At 35.6% G+C, this 23,612-nt stretch carries 14 protein-coding genes; 2 read left to right on the top strand and 12 right to left on the bottom strand.

The annotated features are described in order from the left end of the window. Positions 1-139: 139 nt before the first annotated feature. The 7 genes from BHE19_RS09850 to BHE19_RS09820 all read right to left on the bottom strand — a co-directional run bounded on the left by BHE19_RS09850 (position 140) and on the right by BHE19_RS09820 (position 10,518). Complete coding sequence (locus tag BHE19_RS09850) at positions 140-763, bottom strand: GyrI-like domain-containing protein (RefSeq protein WP_070906964.1); 624 nt, start codon at positions 761-763, stop codon at positions 140-142. A gap of 166 nt (positions 764-929) precedes the next feature. Continuing rightward, a complete protein-coding gene (locus BHE19_RS09845) occupies positions 930-2,243 on the bottom strand; it encodes an APC family permease (protein ID WP_070906963.1) in 1,314 nt (437 codons plus the stop codon). Between the two features lie 185 nt (positions 2,244-2,428). After that, positions 2,429-4,699, bottom strand: a complete 2,271-nt coding sequence (locus tag BHE19_RS09840) for a TonB-dependent siderophore receptor (RefSeq protein ID WP_070906962.1) — start codon at positions 4,697-4,699, stop codon at positions 2,429-2,431. A gap of 256 nt (positions 4,700-4,955) precedes the next feature. Further along, complete coding sequence (locus BHE19_RS09835; RefSeq protein WP_070906961.1) at positions 4,956-5,681, bottom strand: hypothetical protein; 726 nt, start codon at positions 5,679-5,681, stop codon at positions 4,956-4,958. 102 nt (positions 5,682-5,783) lie between these two features. Further along, positions 5,784-6,914: an alpha/beta hydrolase gene (locus BHE19_RS09830; protein ID WP_070906960.1), complete on the bottom strand. Its 1,131-nt coding sequence runs from the start codon at positions 6,912-6,914 to the stop codon at positions 5,784-5,786. A 2-nt stretch (positions 6,915-6,916) separates the two neighbouring features. Next, positions 6,917-8,074, bottom strand: a complete 1,158-nt coding sequence (locus BHE19_RS09825; protein WP_070906959.1) for a PepSY-associated TM helix domain-containing protein — start codon at positions 8,072-8,074, stop codon at positions 6,917-6,919. Positions 8,075-8,145: 71 nt separating this feature from the next. Next, entirely contained in the window at positions 8,146-10,518 is a 2,373-nt protein-coding gene (locus BHE19_RS09820; protein WP_233431369.1) for a TonB-dependent receptor, read from the bottom strand. A gap of 218 nt (positions 10,519-10,736) precedes the next feature. Between BHE19_RS09820 and BHE19_RS09815 the strand changes: the two genes are divergently transcribed. Continuing rightward, the gene (locus BHE19_RS09815; protein ID WP_165607919.1) at positions 10,737-11,726 is read left to right on the top strand and encodes a helix-turn-helix domain-containing protein; all 990 of its coding nucleotides are present in this window, start codon (positions 10,737-10,739) and stop codon (positions 11,724-11,726) included. 54 nt (positions 11,727-11,780) lie between these two features. On the opposite strand, the gene BHE19_RS09810 is transcribed toward BHE19_RS09815, so the two are convergent. Both BHE19_RS09810 and BHE19_RS09805 read right to left on the bottom strand, forming a co-directional pair. Then, positions 11,781-14,210: a TonB-dependent receptor gene (locus BHE19_RS09810; protein ID WP_070906956.1), complete on the bottom strand. Its 2,430-nt coding sequence runs from the start codon at positions 14,208-14,210 to the stop codon at positions 11,781-11,783. 117 nt (positions 14,211-14,327) lie between these two features. Further along, a complete protein-coding gene (locus tag BHE19_RS09805; RefSeq protein ID WP_070906955.1) occupies positions 14,328-16,649 on the bottom strand; it encodes a TonB-dependent receptor in 2,322 nt (773 codons plus the stop codon). 259 nt (positions 16,650-16,908) lie between these two features. Between BHE19_RS09805 and BHE19_RS09800 the strand changes: the two genes are divergently transcribed. After that, positions 16,909-18,069: an MFS transporter gene (locus BHE19_RS09800; RefSeq protein ID WP_017498190.1), complete on the top strand. Its 1,161-nt coding sequence runs from the start codon at positions 16,909-16,911 to the stop codon at positions 18,067-18,069. A gap of 258 nt (positions 18,070-18,327) precedes the next feature. Here the strand turns inward: BHE19_RS09800 and BHE19_RS09795 are convergent, their stop codons facing one another. From BHE19_RS09795 to BHE19_RS09785, 3 genes are all read right to left on the bottom strand, one after another. Beyond that, positions 18,328-18,804 carry a DUF6265 family protein gene (locus tag BHE19_RS09795; RefSeq protein ID WP_070906954.1) on the bottom strand — a complete coding sequence of 159 codons (477 nt, stop codon included), beginning with the start codon at positions 18,802-18,804 and terminating at the stop codon, positions 18,328-18,330. 199 nt (positions 18,805-19,003) lie between these two features. Then, positions 19,004-21,310, bottom strand: coding sequence for a type IA DNA topoisomerase (locus tag BHE19_RS09790; protein ID WP_070906953.1), 2,307 nt, complete (start codon positions 21,308-21,310; stop codon positions 19,004-19,006). Positions 21,311-21,619: 309 nt separating this feature from the next. Continuing rightward, positions 21,620-23,527, bottom strand: coding sequence for a S9 family peptidase (locus tag BHE19_RS09785; protein ID WP_070906952.1), 1,908 nt, complete (start codon positions 23,525-23,527; stop codon positions 21,620-21,622). Between the last annotated feature and the right edge of the window lie 85 nt (positions 23,528-23,612).

Genomic DNA, 23,612 nt, shown 5'->3' with positions numbered 1-23,612 from the left:
TGTAATTAATATTTAACCCGACAGATTTTTGAAAATCTGTCGGGTTTGTTGTTTTTAATCGTCACGAATTCACGAATTATTCATTTACTCACAGATAGTAAAAAATAAAATTCGGGAATTCGTGGCTATTAAAAGTAAGTTATTTTACAGGTTCTCTAAGTATTGTTCTTAATTTTTCAGAAGCTGTTTTTCGAAAGTCTGATAGATAAATTTCATGGTGTAAGCCATTTTGTTCCAGCTGGTGTACTGTAGAAAACTCCTGTATTTTTTTTAGTGTCTGAGGCTCATTTTCAAAAGGTCCGATATGAAGAACCTGTATTACTTTGCCTTCAGCCATCTCATAAAACTCGATTGATTTCGCCCGTTCGATTTGTTTTTTATTGGCAGTATTTTGAATGGCTTCTTCTGTTTGCTCTTTAGTTACGAAATTCGGCATTCTGATCATAATTCTGTAATCCCACTCACTTCGGGGTATTTTTAGCGGAGCTTCATCCATAGAAATGCCTTTGTATTTTTCAGTATCAAAACTCCACAAGGCTTCCAGTTTTGGAACAACAAAATCATTATTTACAGCTTTCTGCATAAATTTAATAGCATAAGCAGTGGCATACAATGCCTGAATATTTTCTGAGAATTCTTGTCCCGAAGGATCACCTTTTCCTGTAATCGATAGGTAATTTGTTTTTTCAATGTAAACTATCTCGGGATTAGTTTTAGCAGTGTAGTATACTTTGTCGGTTTTTGTTAAATCTAGTTTGCTCATCTTTTTAGTTTTATTACAAATTAAATCACAGAAGGTGACAACAGTATGTCAGCAGAAATATTTTAGATCTTTTTTCTTAAAAAAATAGCCACGAATTCACGAATTGTTTGTTTTCATAGATGGTAAAAATAAAATTCGAGAATTCGTGGCGATTAAAAATAAGCCGTTATTTTTTCTTCCTCAAAACCAAAAATACAGGATAAGAAATCAAAGTGAGAATAACGATTATAGCAAAACCTTTTGGATCGCTGAAAATAAATCCTATTAACAAAGCGATCGAGGCTACAAAGGCAAATATTGTCGTCCACGGATACCAAAAAGAATGATACGGACGAGGTAAATTGGGTTCGGTGGCTCTTAGTTTTAAGAGAGAAAGATAAGCTAATCCCCAAACGATAATGGAGATAAAGGCCGCGAAAGAAAATAATACTTCAAAAGAACCTATACAAATTAAAAATAAACTGAAAAACGATGAAACTAAAAGTGCTACGATTGGTGTTCCTCCTTTATTTACTGTTGTTCCTTGTTTGAAAAAGAACCCGTCACGACTTAATCCGTAAAGGATTCTTGGTGGAATCATCATAAAAGCATTTAGTATACTGATTAATGAAAATATGGAAATTACCGTAACAATAATAGCTCCGTTTTCTCCAAAAAGGATCTTGGCAACATCAGCTGCTGCTAAATTTGATTTTGCCAGGGTTTCAATTGGTAAAACATGAAAGAAAGCGGCGTTTACTAAAACATAAATGGCAACAACTAAAAAGACACCGCTGTACAATGATTTGGGAATATTTTTGTTGGGGTTATCATTTTCTTCGGCAAAAAAGCAAACACTGTTCCAGCCGTTGTAAGTCCCGATGATCAACTGTAATGATTTGAAAAAGCCGAAGATTAGTCCAATTTGAAAGAAAGAATTGTCCGTTTTGATTTTAGGAACTTCAGTACCTGTGTACATAAAACAGGCTATGACCAAGGCTACAAAACATATTACTTTTAAGAAACTGGTAATTTGCTGAATGACGCTGCCGTTTTTTACACCACTTAAATGAATAAGTACAAAAGCAAGTAATAAAGAAATTGCCATCACGGTAGAATAGTTTGAGAGTACAGGAAACAAAATAATAATGTACTCACTAATTACAATACAATAAAAAGCCGGTGGTGTTACATTGACGATAAAATCAAACCAGCCGGAAAGAAAGCCGGCATATTCACCAAATGCTCTTTTAATATAGTTATAGGAACCTCCTGCTTTGGGTAACATTGTGGAAAGTTCTGCATAAGAATTGGCTCCTAGCAAAACATATAAACCTCCAAAGAGCCATGAAGCAATAATGAGCCAATAATTGTCTAGTAGGGAAGCAATGCTGCCGGGTGTGCGAAGAATTCCAACGCCTATCGTTCCTCCAATTAATACAGCAATATTAAAACTTAGGCCAAGACTTTTTTGCAATTGATTTTTTTTGGAATCTGACATATATCGGAGTTTTGTTTTGGTGAGAATTTTTGTGGAACAAAAGTAATACAATCGGATTACTTTCTTTAGTGAAAACAAAAAACCTCATCTATTGTCAGATGAGGTTTTTCGTTTAAAACCAAACTTTTTTGTTTTCGTTATTGAAATACGATAAAAGTCCGGAGGGTAAAATCTAATTCAAAATTTTAGAATTTATATTTTAAGCTTGTCAAAATTTGACGAGGTGCAATTGGGTTGATACTGTAATTTTCGTGAACAGTATAATTCAATTCATTTGTAATATTAGATAATTTACATAAAACGGAGAATTTTCTCCACTCGTAACCTACAGAAGCATCAATAGTAGTGTAACCTTCGATAGGAATATCTCTGTCTCTAATGGTAACAATGTAAGCAGGATTTGGTTTTGGATTGGTAGGTGTAGGCTTAACAGCTGTCCATAGATAATCATCGTTCCAACCGCCTAAACGGTTACCAATATAGTTAGCGATTGCTCCAAATGAAACTCCTTTAAACATTCCTTCCGGTACTTTATAGAAGAAACTTAGGTTGGCTGTGTTTTTAGGTGTTCTTACAACCTGATCTCCTGCTACAAAACTTCCACTTGTTCCGGAAGTTTTAGTATAACGCATATCATTATAGCTATAACCGGCAATAATATTAAGTCCTTCAATAGGTGTTGCGGTAACATCAATTTCAACCCCTTTACTTTTAGTAGCTCCACCCAATACTTTAATGTTTGAATTCACATTCTCCGTAACACCATCAGCTAGAAATGGTGCAGTTTGTGCTAAATTGCTGTTTGAGATTTGATAAACCGTTAAGTTTGTACTTAACAAGCCCTCAAAGAATTCTTTTTTAATACCTGCTTCGTATTGGTCAATGATTGATGCTTCAATTGTTTTGTTGTCAACTGTGAATCCTGTATTTGGTGAAAACGAGTTCGAGTAGCTGGCAAATAATGAAGTGCTTTTTGTCGGTTGATAGATAATACCCACTTTTGGTGAGAAGGCATTGTCCAGTTTTTTAGCACCAACTTCTGCAATTGCATTTTCCGGAGCGACCGTTTGAACTTTTGTACCGGTGTTATAAGTTTCTTTATAAGTGGTAGCTTGGCCTTCTTGCCATGACCAACGAATACCTGCTAATACTTTGACTTTTTCTGTAATCGAAATCAGATCCTGGAAATAAGCCCCAAAACGATTGGTTTCTGTTTTTAGAATTTGAGTCGCTCTTGCATTTGGAATATCATTTTTTTGTTTTGACGGATCAAAAGTAAATAAATTGATAGTGTCATAATTTGCTGGATCAAAAGCATAAGTGTATCCGGTAGCAAATGAATTTTCCCAATCAACACCTGTATATACCTGATGTTTTACTGATCCGGTATTGAAATTTCCTTGTAAACTTAATTGGTCGCCCAATATCTGCTCTAAATTTTTATTTTGAACTAATGCTCTGGTCCAGTCGCCACTATTGGTTATATTGGACATCTGAGCTGTAGATTTTTGACCTCTATCATAGGTTTGATAAGAGCTATTAAAGTTTAGTTTCCAGTTTTTATTGAAATCATGGTTTAATAAAACCGAAGCGCTTGCTGATTTTGTAGTACCATTAGACCAAAGTGATCCGTAGAATGCATTACGAGGTAAGTCAAGAATTTGTTTTCCAATAAGTCCTGTTCCAAAATCCGGAGTCCAGTCTGCTGTTAAATAATCCCCTTGTACCGTAATTTGTGTTTTTGGATTGATGATAAAAAGTAAAGACGGGTTTACATATACACGTTCGTTTTTTACTACATCTCTAAAGCTTTCAGAGTTTTCGTAAGAACCGTTTATTCTAAAAGCAATTGACTTGCTAAGAGGGCCATAAAAATCGAAAGAAGGTTTGTAGAACGCATAACTTCCAATTTGCATCGATACCTCGCCACCTGATTTAAATGAAGGTGTTTTGGTTACCAGGTTTAAGATACCTCCCGGTGCAACGTTTCCAAACAATAATGCCGAACCTCCTTTTAGGAATTCAACTTTCTCCAGACCGGAAACATCAGGAATGGAACCTGAATTGTAACGGAATCCGTTTTTAAACATATTATTGGCGGACATGTCATATCCTCTTGAGAAAAAAGATTCCTGTGCACCACCACGAGCAGAACTTACATAAACACCATTAGCGTTTTTAATAACTTCACTTAAACGAATGGCCTGTTGTTGTTCGATTACATCAGAACTAATAACCTGTATGCTTTGTGGATTGTCCATTGGTTTTAATCCCGAACGAACTGCAGTAACCGGTTTAGGCTCTCTATTGGTTTTAATTAATACTTCATTTAGTATTTCTCCTTTTTTGTTTTTTACCGTGTCATTGGCAGTTGAGGCTGCCTCGTCGCTTGAATAGTTTTGACTATAAGAAGCAAAACTTATAAAGGATAATGCAAGTAGTAAATTATATTTCATGTTGCTTATTTAGATTTAATAAAAATAAATTTTTGCAAATGTAATATCGAGATACGGTCTTAACAAAATTTTCAGAGTTTTTCTAGATTAAAATTTCATTAGAATAGTCTTAAGATTAGCTTAAGATTTTGCTTTTTTGAATTTTATTAAGTATGAAATAGAGGAGGTAAAAGAGATTTTAGGTTAAAAAAAGCCTTGCTCATTACGAACAAGGCCCAACTAACTATAAAATGATCAAATAAAGGAATGGACTCTATTATTTAACGGCAATTAAATAAGTTGCCATCTTCCAGATTTCGTTGTAATTTTTACCATTATGTTCTCCGGCAGCTTTTTCAGTATAAGCAAACTCTACCATATAATTTCCTGACCAAAGTGGTGTAAAAGAGATTTCCCCTTTGTCATTGCTCCATAATTCTTTTTCCCAGCCATTTGGAGCAATTACTTTTATTTTTTGTTTTTTAGCCGCTGCACCTTCATACAAAGCATTGATGTTTAGTACTGTTTTTTGTTTAGCCGCTGTCACTTCTTTAGCAAAGACACTAATGATGTTTGTATTTGCGGCAGCATCATTTCCTTTTACGGCATTGCCCACGGTAACCGTTGCGCTTGAGTTGTAATCTAATTTCATGGTACCGTATACATCTTTTACAGTATGATGCATCACAACCGTATAAACGCCATCCTCATCTGGTGTAAAAAAGGCCTGATATTTATTTTCTAAGGCTGTAGCGGTAAGTTTTGTTTCTTTTTTTGACGGGCTAATTACAACCAGTGAAAAATCTTTTAAATCCGAAAACCATTTTGCTGAAGCTGTAATATCATTGTCTGAAAATTCCCCGAAGAAAACTGAAATTTCCTGTGCTTTCCCTTTAGTACCAGTCGCTTTAGTTTCAATCCATAAAGCATGGGCAAATAATGCAGGGCTCGCAACTAACATTAAAAGTAAAAATGTTAATGATTTTAAAGTTTTAGATTTCATAATATTTAATTAGTGAGTTAATAATTTAGTATCACAAATGTAAAATTTAATATTAGTCTGACAATATTTATTTAGAATAATTATGAATAATAAATCGTAAATCTAATTTTGAATTTTCTTCCGAATATCGTCAGCTCGTTTTGTGTCTCCATTTTTTATATATGCTTTTTCTAGTGCGAGAGGTATATTTTTACTTTTCGGATAATACTTTTCGGCATATTTAAAGAAAATAAGGGCCTGTTGCGGTTTATCAATGTCCAAACAATAATTGCCAATCCAATCCAGATAACTTTCGGTTGGGAGGAAGGTAAAACCGGTTTGCTGAGATAATTTAGCATATTGTTTTTCGACCAGTGTTGGATCAATAACAGCTTGTTTTACCTGAACCAGATGTTCTTCAAAAAGGAAGCGTAAACCATCATATTCGGCCGGAATGGGAATGGTTCCGTGATCTTCATTGTCATAAAATTTAAAACCCCAGCGAAGGTTTTTAGGCTTTTTATCTTTCAGCAATTTTTCAAATTTTCTGATGCCTCTTGCCATATCTGTTGTGGTATCCTGAGGAATGCTTTTTTTATCGGCCATGGCTAAATAAATACTGCGCTGTTCAAAATTTTTTGTATTAAAAAGTGAATCCGCTTTTTTATTCATAAGTTCATTATCCCACCAAAGACTTGGGTCAATAATGATATAAGAATTAAATAATGAGGTATGATTCAACAGAATATTTACGGCTGTTAATCCTCCAAAAGAATGTCCGTTTAAAACATTATATCCCGAAGTTCTGTAATTGGAGTCGATGTAAGGACGTAGCTCTTTCTCTAAAAAAGCGATGAAGTTTTTATTGCCTCCGCTTTGTTGAAACATCTTCTTTTTTTTATCAAAAAACGCCTGACGATTTGCTTCGGTAGGGGTAAGATCTCTGGTTCGGTTGGTATTGGTTATTCCAACAACTATCATTTGAGGAATACTGGCATAAGGTCCTCGCGCAAGTGATTGCTGAAGTCCGGTAAAGGAATGAAAATTACTCTCGGCATCTAGTAAATAAACAACAGGATATTTTGCAGGAGCATATTTAGTACTGTTGTAATCAGGGGGAAGATAAACCCAGAAGTTTCGTTCTTCATTTAATGCTTTAGAGAATAGATGATGCTTACTGCCAATAGAGATGCTGTCTTGCGAAAAGGAAGGCGTAAACCAAAAAAGGCATAGCAATAAAATTGTTTTTTTCATTTTTAAACTGATTGTGTTTTTTTCTTTTTATTCTGACGTCCGTACCAAATTAAAAAACCTGTCACGGGAAGAAACATGCATACAAGTCCCACAAGTAAAGTCAGTGTTTTTCCAATCCATCCGGCCCAAAAACCAATGTGGAGGTTCATAGTTGTGTCGTCAATATCTAAACCGTTCATTACTTTTACGGGTATTTCAAATTCCTGGCCTGTATAGCGATTAAGCACAAAAGTTTTCCCGTTTTGAACGCCTTTCAAACCAATATCTTCGGCGGTAACTGCAAATAAACTGGTAATACTGTCTTTTGCGGCAATCGATAATTTGACTTGCTCAATTGCTTCGTCTTTAGCAAATAATCGTTCTATTATTGGGTTTAATGCTGCAAATGTTTTAGTACTGTCATATTCAGGTTTTATGTCCCGAAATTTGGAGTAAGCGCGTGGCATACCTCCAAATGCTTTTTGCGTCGCAGAGTTTAAAGGTTTGTTGACAATAATTAAACCCGTAATGGTAATCAATAAGGCGGGCAATAGGTTGTAAAACCCTGGAACATTGTGTAAATCGTAGTTAAGTCGCTTGAAACTGGCATTTTTCTTAATAGTAAAGCTTTGCAGTTTAGTAGATCGGTTCCATTTTTTGGGCCACCATAAAATAAGTCCCGTAATTAATTCGATTAGAAAAATCCAAACTGAAATTTCGACAACTAAATTCCCAATATCTCCAAAAGGAATATGACCGCTGTGAATGTGGGCAATGACATAAAAGAAATCATAAGCTTTTCCCGAAGTCAGAACTTTACCTGTGTAGGGATCGATCCATGAAAATTGCAAATCTCGGTCTTTGGTCGACGAAGCCATTTTAATGGTTCTTTCGGGATCTCTATAGGTAATAAAATAACTGGGTTTACGATCTGGCAGCTGTGTTTTGAAAGCCCTTATAATTTCTTCCGGAGTCAGTTTTTGTTCTTTTACTTCAGAAACATATAAGGAATCATAAGCCAGTCCATCAATAATATTATCGCAAAAGATAAATAATACTCCTGTGAGCGCTACAATAAATACAATAATTCCGGAAGTAAGTCCTAACCACAAATGCAGCCAATGATTCAGCTTACTCCATTTGCTTTTTTGTTTGTTTTTTTTGATTGTATTTCCAGACATACTGTAAAACGATAAAAACCAAGCTACAATTGATAAGATATGATAGCTTGGTTATAACTAATTAAAAAGAATTAAAATTTAAAAGTAAGATTAGCTACTAATTGTCTTGTTGGCATCATATTAGCCCAATAATCTGCTGACCAATATTCTTTGTTCGCAAGATTATTGACTTTTAGCCCTAATCTAAATTTTTGTTTTTCATAGAAGACACTGGCATCTAATGTGGTGTATCCGTTTGCTGTAAAGGTGTTGGCATCATTTAAATAGCTATCACTTTGAGAGTTTCCGCCAAAACCAAAACCAACTCCTTTGGCTTGTCCGTCTAAGATTTTATAGCTAATCCAAAAATTAGCAACATTAGCAGGAGTAGAGTAAGGTTTTTTTCCTTCAAGACTTGGGTTTGCTTTGGTGTATTCACTTTGGTTATAACCGTAACCTACAATAATATGTAAACCTCTAAACGGATTTGCAATCAAATCGGCCTCAAAACCTTTACTGCTTTGCGTTGCATCCTGAACAGAAAATAAAGGATTGTTAGGATCTGTACGCAATTTGTTTTTTACTTTAATATCATAGTAGCTCAAAGTACCGTTTAGTTTTCCTCCCAGTAATTCAATTTTTACACCACCTTCTAACTGGTTTGCTTCTTCAGGTTTAAACTCTGTCAAACCATTTGGATTGTCTGCAGTTGGTGCTGGCGACACATTGCTGAATCCGTTCATATAATTTCCAAAAACCGAAACTTTGTCTTTAATAACCTGATACACTAAACCAAATTTTGGAGAAACAGCATTCTGATTGTACTGTGCAATTTTGTTTTCGTAATGATCAAAACGCGCGCTGGCCATAGCAATAAATCGATCGGTAATATTGATCACATCGGAAGCATAAAAACTCAAAGTTCTAAAATCTCTGGTGTTAACTACAGTTGGCGCTGTCATATTGGCAATAAGCTGTTTGTATTTTTCCATATTGATAAAAGCAGCATTACCGTTGATGGTAAGAGCAGGATTTGCAACAGCGGCATCATAATTATTAATGAGCCATCTGTTATCGTTTGTACTGATATAGGTATAATCGATCCCTAAAAGTAATCGGTTTTTAAGGCTTCCAATATTGAAGTTTCCGATGAAGTTTTGTTGAATTTGTGAAGTTTTAAAAGTACTGTTGATGTTGTACAATCTTCGTTGTAAAGTAATACCAGAGTTCGCAGCCGTATTGATCAGCAAGAACAAATAATTGGCTTTATTGTCGGTAAAAGCATTAGAAAAATTAGTTTGTGAAACCCATTGATCTGATAATTGATAGGTGGCTTTTGCAAAAATGTTGGTGTTTTTTGCTTCCGACTGTAAATCATCTGTCGCATACGATTTTTTGAAATCAAAATGTAAATCATTCAGACTTTTTACTGGCGGTGTACCGCTTCCTAAACCAATAGAAGTTGAATTACGGTTTCCTTGATACAATTCTAAATCAAAGTCAAAGGTCAAACGGTCACTGGCTTTATAAGTAAAGGAAGGAGCCACTATAAAAGTGTGGCTTTTGCCATAATCCTGCCATGTTTTTTGGTTGTCTAAAGCGGCGTTAATCCTAAAAAGCATTGTTTTTTCTTCATTAAGAGGTGTATTAAAATCGATAGTTGTACGACTCAGAGCCCAGCTTCCGGTCGTATAACTTACTTCACCTTTCATAACGTCAAAAGGCTTTTTAGTCACTCTGTTGATAAGACCGCCATAAGTGGTTAAGGACGAACCAAACAAGGTTGCCGATGGCCCTTTGATTACTTCGATACTTTCCAGGTTTACAGGATCACTCATCGTTACCCAGTTTGTGTTCATTCCGTTACGGATTGATCCTGCTGCCGATGAACCGCTGAAACCACGCATTCTTAAACTTAATCCAACTCCTCCTGAGCCCACGCTTTGTGTCACGTTGTTTAGTCCCGGAGCCGAGTTTAAAGCACTTCTGAAATCAACTGCTATTTGTTCTACAAAGAGTTCTTTGGGAACGACGGTATACACTTGCGGGTTTTCAAGATTTGCAATCGGTAATCTCGCGACATATTCACTTTGTTTTTTAGCAAATTTTTTGGCTGCAGAAACAACCACAACTTCCTGTAATTCTTTTAAAGAAGATTCTAATTGAAATGAAACCGTTGAGGTTTCGTTTGCACTGACTGTAATTTGCTGTTTTGATGGAATATGTCCCATCATATTAATTTCGATTTCATATGTTCCTGTAGGCACCTGACTTAAAATAAAAACACCATTTTCATCTGTGAGGGCTGACTTTTTTAATTTTGGTATTGTAATATTTACGGAGGAGGCAAGGTGGTCATCTGAAGTAATTACAGTTCCTTTTATAGAACCGGTACTTTGTTGGGAAAATGCATTCGTAATGAAAAAACAAACCAGAAGAAGCATGTAAATGGGGGTGGTTAACATCTTTTTTACCCTTGGTATAATAAAAAGCATACTATATTTATTTAGATTGGTTATAAATTGATAATTTTACGCAAAAGTAATATGTTAATAAAAACATAATAAACGCAATAAGGATTAATATAAACGCAATAAGGATTTAAATGAAATCGTCTTGTAATTAGTAAGTTATAGACTATAATTATGCGTTTAAACCCGTAGCAGCAAATAGAATGTTAGCGATGAAAACAGTGATGAGAAGTGATATTTTTAAGCGAGAACTGGTTGTTGTAAATGATCCTATTCGGTTTAATAAGGAAGATCTTGTCGAGAAGAAAATCAATTATAATTACAAAGGAATTAGAGGTGTCATTACCGATATAATGTTAGATGGGGTTCATTTGGTGGCAAGAGATCTAATAATAGAAAATGAATTTTACTCGATTGAAGTAGAGCACGATTTTTCGTTCATAAAGCTTCATATTGAAATGGAGGGTGATAATGAATACTGCCCCGAGAATACATCAGACAGAGGAATTTATATTCCGCAGGGACACTATAATTTGTTTTATTTGCCCAAAATAAAAGGCATTTTAAATTATCGGACTAAAAGAAGAAAAACGCTCGAAATCACGTTTACGGCATCCTATTTAGAGCAGCTGTTTTACCCAAATTTAAAAACCACCATTCCGCTTTTGGCAGAAGCAATAGCTACTCATACTTCATATGCAATGTGGGATACAAGCAAAAGTATTTCGCCTAAACTGAATGTTTTGATAGAAGATATCTTGCAATGTTCGTATTCCGGAGCCATTAAAAAAGCTTTTCTGGAATCAAAAGTAGTAGAGATTCTTTCGTATTTATTTACCATTATAAATGAAGAAGAAAATACCAAAGTAAGCGTAGAACTTAGTGCATGCGATTATGTTAAAATCCTTGAAGTCGAAAATATTTTAAAAACACAATTTAAAGAAAAACATACTTTAGCGAGTATTGCATCGCAGGTAGGACTGAATAATTTTAAAATTAAAAAATATTTTAAGATGGTTTTTAATGCTACTGTTTTTAATTATTTGACGCAGGTGAGAATGGAATATGCGAAACAAATGATATTAGAAAAGGATCTCCCGATATCTGTTGTTTCTGAAGAATTAGGTTATAAAAACCCGCACCATTTTACAGTGGCTTTCAAAAAAACGTTTGGATATCTGCCCAGTAAACTAAAAAAATAAAAGGGACTAATCTCTTAAATTAGCCCCTTTTTTATCTTTATTGGATAGTTTATATTAGAATTTGTAGGCGAAACTGGCTACAACATTTCTGGGTTTTTGTGGATTTAGAGTAGACCACCCACCATTGAAATAATCTTTATTAGCAATATTGTTAATGTTAAAAGCTACACGGAATTTATTTGAATTATAGAAAACCGAGCCATTGATTACAGTATAATCCGGCAATACAAATTTTCCGGTTTTAGAACTGTCCAGAATGGCATTTTCACTGGCATAATTTCCTCCAAAACCAATACCGAAATTCTCTAATGTGCCTTCTTCAAATTTATAAGTAACCCATAGGTTTACTAAGTTTTTAGGACCTGACCAAAATGGTCTTTTGCCTTGCTCCAGCCAAACATTTCCAACATCACCTTTCGTAATTTTACTGTCGTTGTAGCTGTATCCGGCAATTATGCTTAATCCTTTTATTGGCGCAGCATTCAGGTCAAATTCAAAACCTTTGCTTTGCGCTTCACCACCCTGCGAGCTGTACAATGGATTACTGGTCACTAAATTGGCTACATTAATATTATAGTAACTCACAGTAGCATTTAATTTATCTTCAAAAATAGTTGCTTTAACTCCAAATTCCAATTGATTGGCATGTTCCGCTTCGAAAGTTTTGGAACCGATTAAATTGCCATCAGTATCATAACTTACGGCTGGAGCAATGTTTCTGAAGCCATTCATGTAATTGGCAAATACGGCTAACTTATCTTCGACTGGCTGGTATAATAATCCGAATTTTGGCGATAAAGCCGTTTGTGTATAATCGTCATTTTTATTTTTGATGTCACCCTTCGTATCAAAATAATCAACTCTTAAACTAGCCATGACCAACAATTTAGAAGTGATGTTAAGCACATCAGACGCATAGACGCTATAAGTTGCATCCTTCGGATTGAAGTTTCCGGCCGGCTCATTTGCCAGAAGTTTATCAACAGACGTTTGGGTCAGATAATAAGGATTGGCAGCATTCAATTGTCTCACTTCACCCTGTGCTGTGATGTTGTAAAGTTTACCATAACCGGATCCGCCAGACATTACATTTCTTTCAAAATAATCGAAACCGGCAACAAGACGATTGCGCATTGATCCAATTTTAAAATCGCCAATGAAATTCTGTTGAATATCAGTTGTTACGGTTTGTGATTGTTCTTTGGTGATATTAAATCCAAAATCTTTATTTCCATCTTCATTGTCATAGATATAAGTGTAATAACCTCTTGATTTTGATGAGCTTCTGGATAAAACCGTTTGCGAAGTCCATTGATCGGAAATTTTATAAGTCATCTGTCCCTGGAGACTGTATCTTGGATTTTTTATCGATAGATCGTTGCTGTAAAATGATAAATCGGTATTATAGTTTAATTCGGCCAAGTTAGCATATTGCAAAGCGGAATCTCTGCCTAAAAATAGCATTGACGGCGTTGTTTTTTCTTCCAGCATTAATTCCGTATTGATCAAAAAGGAAAGCTTATCGTTTACTTTATAAGAAAGGGAAGGAGCTACAAAAAAGGAAGTACGAAATCCGGCATCCTGAAAACTGTTTTCGGTTTGATAAGCAGTATTAATTCTAAAAAGAACATTATCGGCATCGTCTAGCGGTGTATTGATATCGGCAGTGACCCTGTTTAATCCAAAACTTCCGGCCAGATAAGATACTTCACCGCCAAAGCCATTGTATGGTTTTTTGGTAACGGTATTAATTAATCCGCCATAGCTCACTAAACTGCTGCCAAATAAAGTTCCGGATGGACCTTTTATGACTTCGATGCGTTCAACGTTTGCCGGATCTAAACTTCCGTTTGTTAAACCCGGTAATCCGTTTACAATATTGGCCTGGACTTCAAATCCACGAAGGCTATAATACGAACCACCATCACCGCCACGACCTGTAGATTCCCATAATTTTTGAATTCCGGGTACATTTTTTAAGGCATCCTCATAATTTGTAATGGCTTGTTCCTTAATTAATTCAGATGAAACAATGTTGTAAACCTGTGGATTTTCGACATTTTTTAAAGGCATTTTTGAAACATAAGTACTTTGCTTCGGAAAAGCTTTTCCTCGATTATTGGTAATGATTACCTCTTTTAACTGTTTGTTAGAAACCTTCAACTGTAAGTTAAGTGTTGTAGTCTCATTGATCGAAACAATTACTTCCTGTTCCAGAGTTTCATAACCGGCTAAAGAAACTTGCAAAGTATAGGTGTTTGGTCTTACCCTGTTAAATTCAAAAGCGCCGTCTTCATTACTGGTGGTACCGTATTTTGAACTTTTCAGGATGATGTTAACACCAACAGCCAGTTCACCATCTGATGTTGTTATCGTTCCTTTAATCTTTCCGGTGTTTTGCTGAGCAAAAGCACTGAAAGAAAAGAGTAAAAAGAGATAGATTACGAATTGCGAATTTTTAATTCGTTTTTTAAAGTAGTTCATGATTTTTTTGATTGGTTAATGTTATCAGTGAATAATTGTAGGAAAATAATAAGCGACTAATTTTCTTTTAAATGCAAACACCTCTAAAGCAGAGGTGTTTTTTTATTGCAGATGCTGTTAAAACTTAAGAGTTAAGTTTACTAATAAGTTGGCAGGAGCTTGCGCCATTCCGTAAGAATCCCAGTATTTTTTATTGTTTATGTTGTTGAATTTAACACCGATTCTCCATGTTGGCTTATCATAAAATAGGGTCGCATTGTAAACAGAATAAGATGGGCTGTAAAAACTTTCATCTTCAAACTTGTATTGCTTGTCTACGTAGTTGCCTCCAAAACCAAGTCCTAAATCTTTTAATTTGTTTTGAAACTTATATGATATCCAAAAATTAACTACATTTTCCGGAGCTCCGCTGGCTTTATTTCCTTCAATAGCGGCATCTGATGATTTTACGATGCGATTGTCATTATAAGCATACCCAAGCATAGCATTTAAACCTGCAACCGGAGTGGCAATAAATTCAAAGTCAATTCCTTTACTCACTTGTTTACCATCCTGAACATTAAAACCGTCAGAAGTTGTTCTTGTAGCATTATCAATCGTAATGTTGTAGTAACTTAATGTAGTACTTAATTTTTTATTGAACGCTTCTACTTTTACCCCACCTTCGTATTGGTTGGCATAAACCGGTTTTAATACTAACAAGCTTCCATCGGGTTGATTTACGGGACCCGAATTTTGAAAACCATTCATATAATTTCCAAATAAAGAAACCTGATTTTTAAGCACTTCATAAACCAAACCTAATTTAGGAGATAGAGCAGTTTGATTATAGCCCTTTGTGTCTTCCAGTTTTTTCTGAACGAAGTTGTCTAAACGAAGACTTAGCATAGCTGATAAACGGTCTGTAAAGCTTATCACATCTGAGGCATAAACACTAAATATTTGTTCGTCCGGAACTGCCCATGTAAGTTGAGATACCACGGCATCAACTTGTTTTTTTCGGATAGGATCAAAAGGTTTTGTGACATCGATAATGTCCAGAACCGGCGTTGCGCCATAATTAAAAGTACCTTTTGAAAATCTGTAATTGGTACCTAATAAAAGTTTATGTTTGATACTTCCGGTAGAAAACTGACCGTTAATATTTTCTTGTATGTTGGTAAACTGATTAAATATTGGGCCAAAACGCGATACGCTTCTTTTTACTTCTGTTGGTGAAATCCATTGTGTGTAATATTGATAACTGCGATCTACATTTTCATCAATAAAAGAGAAAACAGTAGTAGATTTCCAGTTTTCTGCCAATTGATATTCGGCCTGAACAAAAACTTTTGTTGATGAAGTTTTGGCATCAAGATCATCGTGAAACAAACTTTTTCTATAGTCTACCTTTAAATCTGTTGGGTTTGTAATTCCCGAAGCATACGAACGTCCGTAAGTAGGACGTGTGTTGTTTACATTGTAAATTTCGGTATCAATACTTAAGGTTAATTTATCCGTTGCTTTGTAAGTAAGGCTTGGCGCGATCAGGAATGTTTTGCTAAAACCATAGTCTAAGAAACTCTTTTCGGTATTTACCGCAGCGTTTAATCGAAACAATACGTTGTTATCAGGTGTTAGTGGAGTATTAACATCAAGCGCTAGTCGGTTTAATCCAAAACTTCCTCCGGTATAGGATACTTCTGTTTTTTTAGTCTCAAAAGGTTTTTTGGTAACTAAATTCACAACACCACCAAAAGAAGAGACAGACGACCCGAATAAAGTTCCCGAAGGTCCTTTTAGAACTTCGATACGTTCGGCATTATCAATAGAAATAGAGCTTCGACCTGTCATATTTTCCATTCCGTTTCGGGCATTAACTCCGGTACTGAATCCTCTAAATGAAATTTCAAGCCCTCCTGATGGATAAATTTTTGTGGTGACACCAGGCGCATTTACAGCTGCACTTCTAATATCTATTGCAATTTGTTCCTGCAAAAGTTCTTTGGGAATCACATTATAGACTTGAGGGTTTTCAAGATTTTTCAGCGGCATTCTCGCAACATAATCTGTTTTTTTAGAGAGGATGCTTTTCTTACCGTTTACTACAACTTCATGCAGCTCTTTGTTGGAAACTTTTAATTGCAAATTGAGAACTGTTGTTTCACTTTCAGTTACCACTACCTCTTGTTCAGTAGTTTCATAACCGGTTAAAGATACTTGTAAGGTATAGGTATTAGTTCGTACTCTGTTGAGATCAAAAGTACCATCGTCGTTGGTAACGGTACCGTATTTTGAGTTTTTAAGAATAACATTTACACCGGCAGCAGGATCGCCATCAGATGTAGTAATCGTTCCTTTTATTTTTCCGAAATTTTGCTGGGCAAACGAACCGAAAAAAGAAAAAAGAAAACTGATTGTAAGTAGAAAACGATAGGTTTTCATAATAGAATATTTCATTTTACATTGAGTTTGGTTAAGGTAATTATTTTTATTTAGAATTAATAAAAACAGTGCAAATGTAAAAAATACTATTTCTTTAACAAATAATGTTTAGTTTGATTTCATGAACTTTGAGTTAAATCTGGGGTACTTTTTTAAAATTTCTTTGAGTAATGATCGGAATGAATTAAATTTCTGACGTTTATTAAAAAAGTTAAAAAGAGTAGAAGTTACATGTTGAAAGCCTTAATTTTGTATCCAAATTGAAACCCTCCTCATGATTTTACCTTTCTTGAAAAAACTGCAGAATTCTCCTAAGGGATTCCGTTTGGCTAATACTGTATTTTTCTTTCTTTCGGGATTTGGATATTCTTCCTGGGTGTCCCGTATTCCGCATATACAGGCACAATTGCATCTGTCCGAAGCTGAGTTTGGAGCTGTTTTATTTGCCTTTCCGATTGGTCTGATGCTGACCATGCCTTTTACTGGAATGCTGTTAAATAAATACAGCAGTCGTTATGTTATGCTTTTGGGAGCCATCATGTTTAATATTGCTCTGGCGTTACCCGGTTTAGCAGCTTTTGTATGGCAGTTAGTTGTTATACTTTTAATTTTCGGAGCTTCGCGGAACATTTTCAACTTATCTATTAATGCACAATCGTTGGAGGTTCAGAAATTGTATCCAAAATCAATTATAACCCGTTTTCATGCCGTATGGAGTATAGCTGTTTTTTCGGGAGCAGGTTTGGGTTATGTAATGGTGACACAGCATATTGCACCGGTTCATCATTTACTTGGCGTTAGTGTTTTTATGATGGGACTTACCGCTTGCTTTTATCCGATGAGTATTCACAATGAGCCTGTACCGGTAAAAAAGAAGTTCTTTTCGATGCCGGAAAAAAATCTGATAAAGTTTGCCCTCATTTGTTTTGTGTCTATGGCGTGCGAAAATACGATGTACGATTGGAGTGGTATTTATTTTAAAAATATACTAAAAGCTTCTCCAAAACTAACCAGTGCCGCCTTTGTGTTTTTTGCAACAGCAGTAACCTTAGGACGTCTGTTTGGGGATTACGGTGTAATGAAATTTGGTACAAAACGGATTTTGTTTTACAGCGGAGTTTTAATCACAGCTGGTTTTACGATTTGTTTTGCCCTGCCGTATGCTTATCCAACAATTTTTGGTTATGTCTTGATTGGATTTGGAGTTTCCTGTGTCGTTCCGCTTGTATTTAGTATTGCAGGAAGATCATCCAAATTAAGCAGCGGTTCTGCCTTAACGTCTATCTCTACTATTGGTTATCTTGGATTTTTACTGGTTCCGCCTATGGTTGGTTTTATCTCTGAATATTTAAGTATGAAATGGGCATTTTTAATAATGGCACTTCTGGGGATACTGATGATCTTTATGGTGAATAAGATCGGGGAAAACGAGTAGGTTTTTTGAAGGTGCTGAGGTTCTAAGTTGCTAAGGTTCTGAGTTTTTTGTTGATAAAATGTTTAAACAGGAGGTTTGAATTTTGTTATATGATCAAGATTCGAAGTTTATAAGGCAGTAAGTTTTAGTTCGAAAAAAATAAAACACAACGTTACAAATTCCAAAGGAATGTAATATGTATAGCAACGGATTTTAATCCGTTGAGATTAATGCAACAATAAATGACAAGTTCCGTAGGAACGACCCATTTTATAAAAGCTATTTCTTCGTCATCACAAATTTCTCTGAACTCGGTTTCCCATTCAAATTCCCTGAAATCTCAGCAGTTAAAGTATTATTCGCTCCTTTTGTATACGTTATTTTTTGTGGATAATCGTGTTTAGGATTTTCAAAAACCAATTGTTTGTCTGATTCAGCAGTTGATTGAAAAGCTACTGGTTTATCATCATTCTGGCCTTTCACGGTAGCAAAATAAGTTAAGGTTTCTTCCTTTTGAGATAACACGATGTTTTCTAAATGAATAGTATCTTTTTCTTTTATGAAATAGGAGGAAGCACTAAAAGTACTATCGTTTAGTTTTTGCCAGTTTTCGGTCAGAACCCCCTCTGGAGATTTGTTTTCCCAGTTCCCAATGAGCCAGTCTGCAACTTTGATTTTATCTTTTTCGGTAGAATCCTTTTTTTGACAAGAAACAGCAACTAAAACAAGAGCTAAAAGAGTAATTTTCTGAAACATATTTTTGAGTTTTGATCGCACTAAAGTATAAAAAAAATAGTTGCTACAGATTAATGGATTTAAATGATTTTTTTCACAGAGATTTATAAAGATTTAAGCAAATTTTTATAATTCAGAATTGAAATTAAATTTGTTCAAATTAACAGAATCTTTATAAAACTAAAAATCTGCACTAATCCTTTTAATCTGTGGCTAAATATTAAACATTGTTCTGTAAAATAGAATAAACCAATTCCTTTGTTGGTTTCTGATCTTTTAATTTGGTTCGGACATGGTCAAAAGTAACTTTAAAATCACAACCTGATTTGTATTCACTACATCCGTAGGCCGTTTTACCCTTGAGAATTGTTCCTTTTTGACATTTTGGACACGTTAAGGAGTCTGATGCTGCTGTCACTGATTTTGCTTTCGCAGTGGTTTTCTTCGTTTCTAATTTAAGTTTGTAATTTTCTTCAAAGCGAATCAAACCTTCAACAGTTCCTTCTTCGGTTTTAAACCCCTTTATATTTACAGTAGATCCTTTCTGAACCAATCTTAAATATTGATTTTCTGATATTTTTTTCTCTGCAAAAGTATAAGGCAGCAGAAAATCACAGCCCGATTTATAATTACCGCACCCAAAAGCAGATTTTCCTTTTATTAAAGTAGCTTTTTGGCATTTTGGACAGGTTTCGGCTAAAATTCCCGCAGTTTTCTTTTTCTCTGCTTTAACAACTGGTTTTTCAATCGTTGCTGCATGCGAAATGTTAGCATGTCTGGTTTCGCTTCGTACTTCGGTAACCAAAGCTTCTACCATGCGTTTCATGTTTTTAATAAAAGCTCCGGCAGTAAAAGTTCCTTTTTCGATATCTTTCAGTTGCTTTTCCCAGGAACCTGTTAGCTCAGCCGATTTGATAAGTTCGTTCTGAATCGTATCAATAAGCTGAATTCCAGTAGGCGTTGGCAAAACCTGTTTTTTGTTTCGAACGATATACTGACGTTTGAAAAGTGTCTCGATAATATTTGCCCTTGTTGACGGACGACCGATACCGTTTTCCTTCATCAATTCACGCAGATCTTCATCATCGACTTGTTTTCCGGCAGTTTCCATGGCACGAAGTAAAGTTGCTTCGGTAAACTGGTTGGGTGGTTTGGTTTCTTTTTGCAGAAAAGAAGGTTCATGCGGTCCTTTTTCTCCCACCACAAAACTGGGTAACAAATCAGCTTCTCTTTCTTTCGCGTTCGGGGCTTCGAATACGATACGAAATCCTTTTTTTAAGATCTCTTTTCCGGTGGCTCTAAAAGTTACGTCAGCTGCTTTACCAATTACTGTGGTATTGGCTACGAGACAGTCGTCATAAAATACGGCAATAAAACGTTTGGTAATAATGTCATAGACCTGCTGCTGGTTGAATTGCAAATGAGCTTCTATTCCAGTTGGGATAATCGCATGGTGATCTGTAACTTTTTTATCGTTGAAAACCTTTGGTGATTTTTTTATTTTTTTCTCTAAAAGCGGTTGAGTTAATTCGGCATATTTAGTTAATTTTTGCAGAATCCCGGGTACTTTTGGATAAATATCATTCGGTAAAAAGGTGGTATCTACTCTGGGATACGTGACCACTTTTTGTTCGTATAGAGTTTGTACGATTTTAAGCGTTTCATCTGCCGAAAATCCAAATTTGGTATTGCAGTATACTTGCAGACCAGTTAAGTCAAATAGTTTTGGAGCGTATTCGTTTCCGTTCTTTTTTTCAACCGAAACAATTTCGAATTCGCTTTCTTTGACTTTATTGGCTAAAAGTTCTCCGTCTTCTTTTTTCAGGAAACGTCCTTCTTCATAACTGAAAAGAGTTTCTCGATACAAAGTCTGTAGTTCCCAATACGGCTGAGGTTTAAAATTTTCGATTTCTTTAAATCGGTCGACAACCATGGCCAATGTTGGTGTTTGTACGCGTCCAATAGACAAGACTTGCTTGTAACCGCCATGTTTTACGGTATACAAACGTGTAGCATTCATTCCGAGTAACCAGTCGCCAATGGCTCTTGAGAATCCGGCATAGAATAAATTATCGTAGTTTTCAGAGGGTTTCAGGTTTTCAAAACCTTCTTTGATAGCTTCGGTGGTTAGGGACGAAATCCACAAACGCTGCACTTCACCTTTGTAATTCGCCTCGTTCATTACCCATCGCTGAATAAGTTCCCCTTCTTGCCCGGCATCCCCGCAGTTGATGACTACTTCGGCTTTGTCGAACAGACTTTTTACGATTTTAAATTGCTTTTCGATTCCTGAATTTTGAACTACTTTGGTTTCAAATTTCTCAGGAAGCATGGGTAAGTTGTTCAAATCCCAGCTTTTCCAGTGCGGTTTGTAATCGTTAGGTTCTTTTAAGGTACATAAATGCCCGAAAGTATAGGTTACAGCATAACCATTGCCTTCAAAATAACCATCGTGTTTGGTATTGGCTCCCAAAACGGATGCGATTTCACGTGCTACACTTGGTTTTTCAGCAATACAGACCTTCATTTTTCTCTTTCTTATTCGAAAAGCGAAATTAGCGATTTTTTATAAGAAAGGGGCAAAGGTTCTTGGGAACAAAGTGACAAAGTTTTTAAGAGTTTGTTCTAAATTTAAAGGTAAATATTAGTATGAGGAGGTTTGTTTTGTTTTTCATTGTTCCGCTTATCATCTAAATCAGGACTTTTACCTTTGAATTTAAGAGTGTTGAGATCTTAATTTTATTGACTGTAACTACTTCATTACAAAAATGAAACAGCGTTAAATTAAAAAAGCGGCAAAAAAAATCTTGCCACTTTTTAGATTCTCAGTTATCGATTATTTCGCCTTTTTCAAATGTTTGTCAAGGAATTTTTCCATTGCACCATAAAAGTCATAACGATTGTTCTGATTATGGAAACCATGTCCTTCATCATTTTTTACCATATATTCTACAGTGACACCGCGTTTTTTTAAGGCTTCAACCATCTGATCGCTTTCGGCTTTGTTTACCCTCGGATCGTTAGCTCCTTGTGCTACAAATAAAGGCGTTTTTATTTTGTCTGCGTGTAAAGCCGGCGATGTCGATGCAAGCAGTAAACTGTCTTTTTTAGGATCGCCTACCATTTCGTGAAATTGATCTAAGTAAGGCTTCCAATAAGGCGGAATCGTATTCATAAACGTAAACAGTTTACTTACACCAACATAATCTACCGCTGCGGCATACAAATCGGGTGTAAAGGCAACCCCTGCAAGAGTTGCATAACCGCCGTAACTACCACCATAAATAGCAATTCGTTTTTCATCGGCAATGCCTTCTTTTTTCAGCCATTCCACACCATCGGTAATATCGTCCTGCATTGTTTTTCCCCATTGTTTAAAACTTGCTTCCCAAAACTTCTTTCCGTACCCTGTACTTCCTCTGAAATTCATTTGTAAAACAGCATAACCGCGATTCGCTAAAAACTGAACCTCCGGATTGTAATACCAGCCGTCTCTTGCCCAAGGTCCACCATGTGGATTGATAACAACAGGCAGGTTTTTAGGCTCAATTCCAAGGGGAAGCGTCAGATAACCATGAATTTCCAGACCGTCTCTCGATTTATAAGTAACAGGTTTGATGTGGCTCATTTGTTTTTCCTCAATCCAGGGATATGGATTTGCTACTTCTTTAATTTCTGCAGTTTTAAAATCATACAGATAAAATTTTCCGGGAGTTCTGTCGTTCCCCGCCCAGGCAATAGCTTTGGTTCGGGCATCATCATAACTTACAATCTCGGTTTCGTAGCCTTCCAGTTTCTTTTCAAGATTGTTTTGAATGGTTTCCCAGTCTTTATCAAAAAAGTGTTTTTCCTGTTTTTCTGCTTCCCAGCCAACAGAAGTTAAGACCTGCTTTTTTCTGTCGTAATCAAGAGTACTTAGATCGTAATTAGGGTCAGAAAATAATTCTTTTACATTTTTCTTGCTAATAGGATCGTATTCAACCAAGATTACTTTGTCTTTTCCGATATTGCTAAGCGCGTAGATATTTTTATTGTTTTTATCGAAAGAAGCAGGCGTAAAAATATCTTTGAAAGTGGTTGTAACTAAAGGAGTAAAAGGCTCTTTTTCTGAATTTCGGTAGTTCCAGGTAATGTTTACGCCATCGGTTTTTGAAGCCAGACGAATTATACCATTGTTGTCTGTAAACCAGCCATCGAAGTTTTCTTTGTTGTCGTAAAGTAGTGTTAATGTTCCTGTTTCGACATTAAGAAGATAAGGATCAAAATATTCTTTTACTCTTTTGTTGATCTGTACGATGAGTTCTTTTTCTTTTCCTTTAATATCAATGAGCGCATCTGTAATATCGCTTCTTACACCCGGGAAAGGGGTTAGTGCTTTTAAATCCTTTCCATCTGCTTTTACCGAAAATAGCTGGAAATTTTCGTCTCCGCCTATGTCTTGTGCATATACAATTCTGTCGCCTTTCCAGAAATAACCGGAAATACTTCGCAAAGTATCATTGGTAACACGAACAGCCTTTTGTTCGCCTACTTTCTGAACAAAAATGTTTGATTTTCCTTTATAATCGGCACGATAACTAAAATAATTTCCATCGGGCGAAATTCGGAAGGTGCTTTTTTCTCCATTTTTGAAGAATGTTTTTACGTCAATCAATGGAGCTGGCGTTTCTTTTGGCTCCTGTTTGCACGAACTTAAAAGAACAGCCAAAACAACTAAAACGGATAATACGTTTTTTTTAATCATAATTTACTTTTTTTGATGATGATGAAATTGTTTTTAAAATCTACATTTTTAAGTGTGGTATATTATTGAAAATGTGATTCTTATG

Source organism: Flavobacterium tructae (genome assembly GCF_001853485.1).
In the GTDB taxonomy this organism is placed as follows: Bacteria; Bacteroidota; Bacteroidia; order Flavobacteriales; family Flavobacteriaceae; genus Flavobacterium; species Flavobacterium tructae.
The sequence above is the reverse complement of the archived record's forward strand: the minus strand, read 5'-3'. Positions and strand labels throughout refer to the sequence as shown.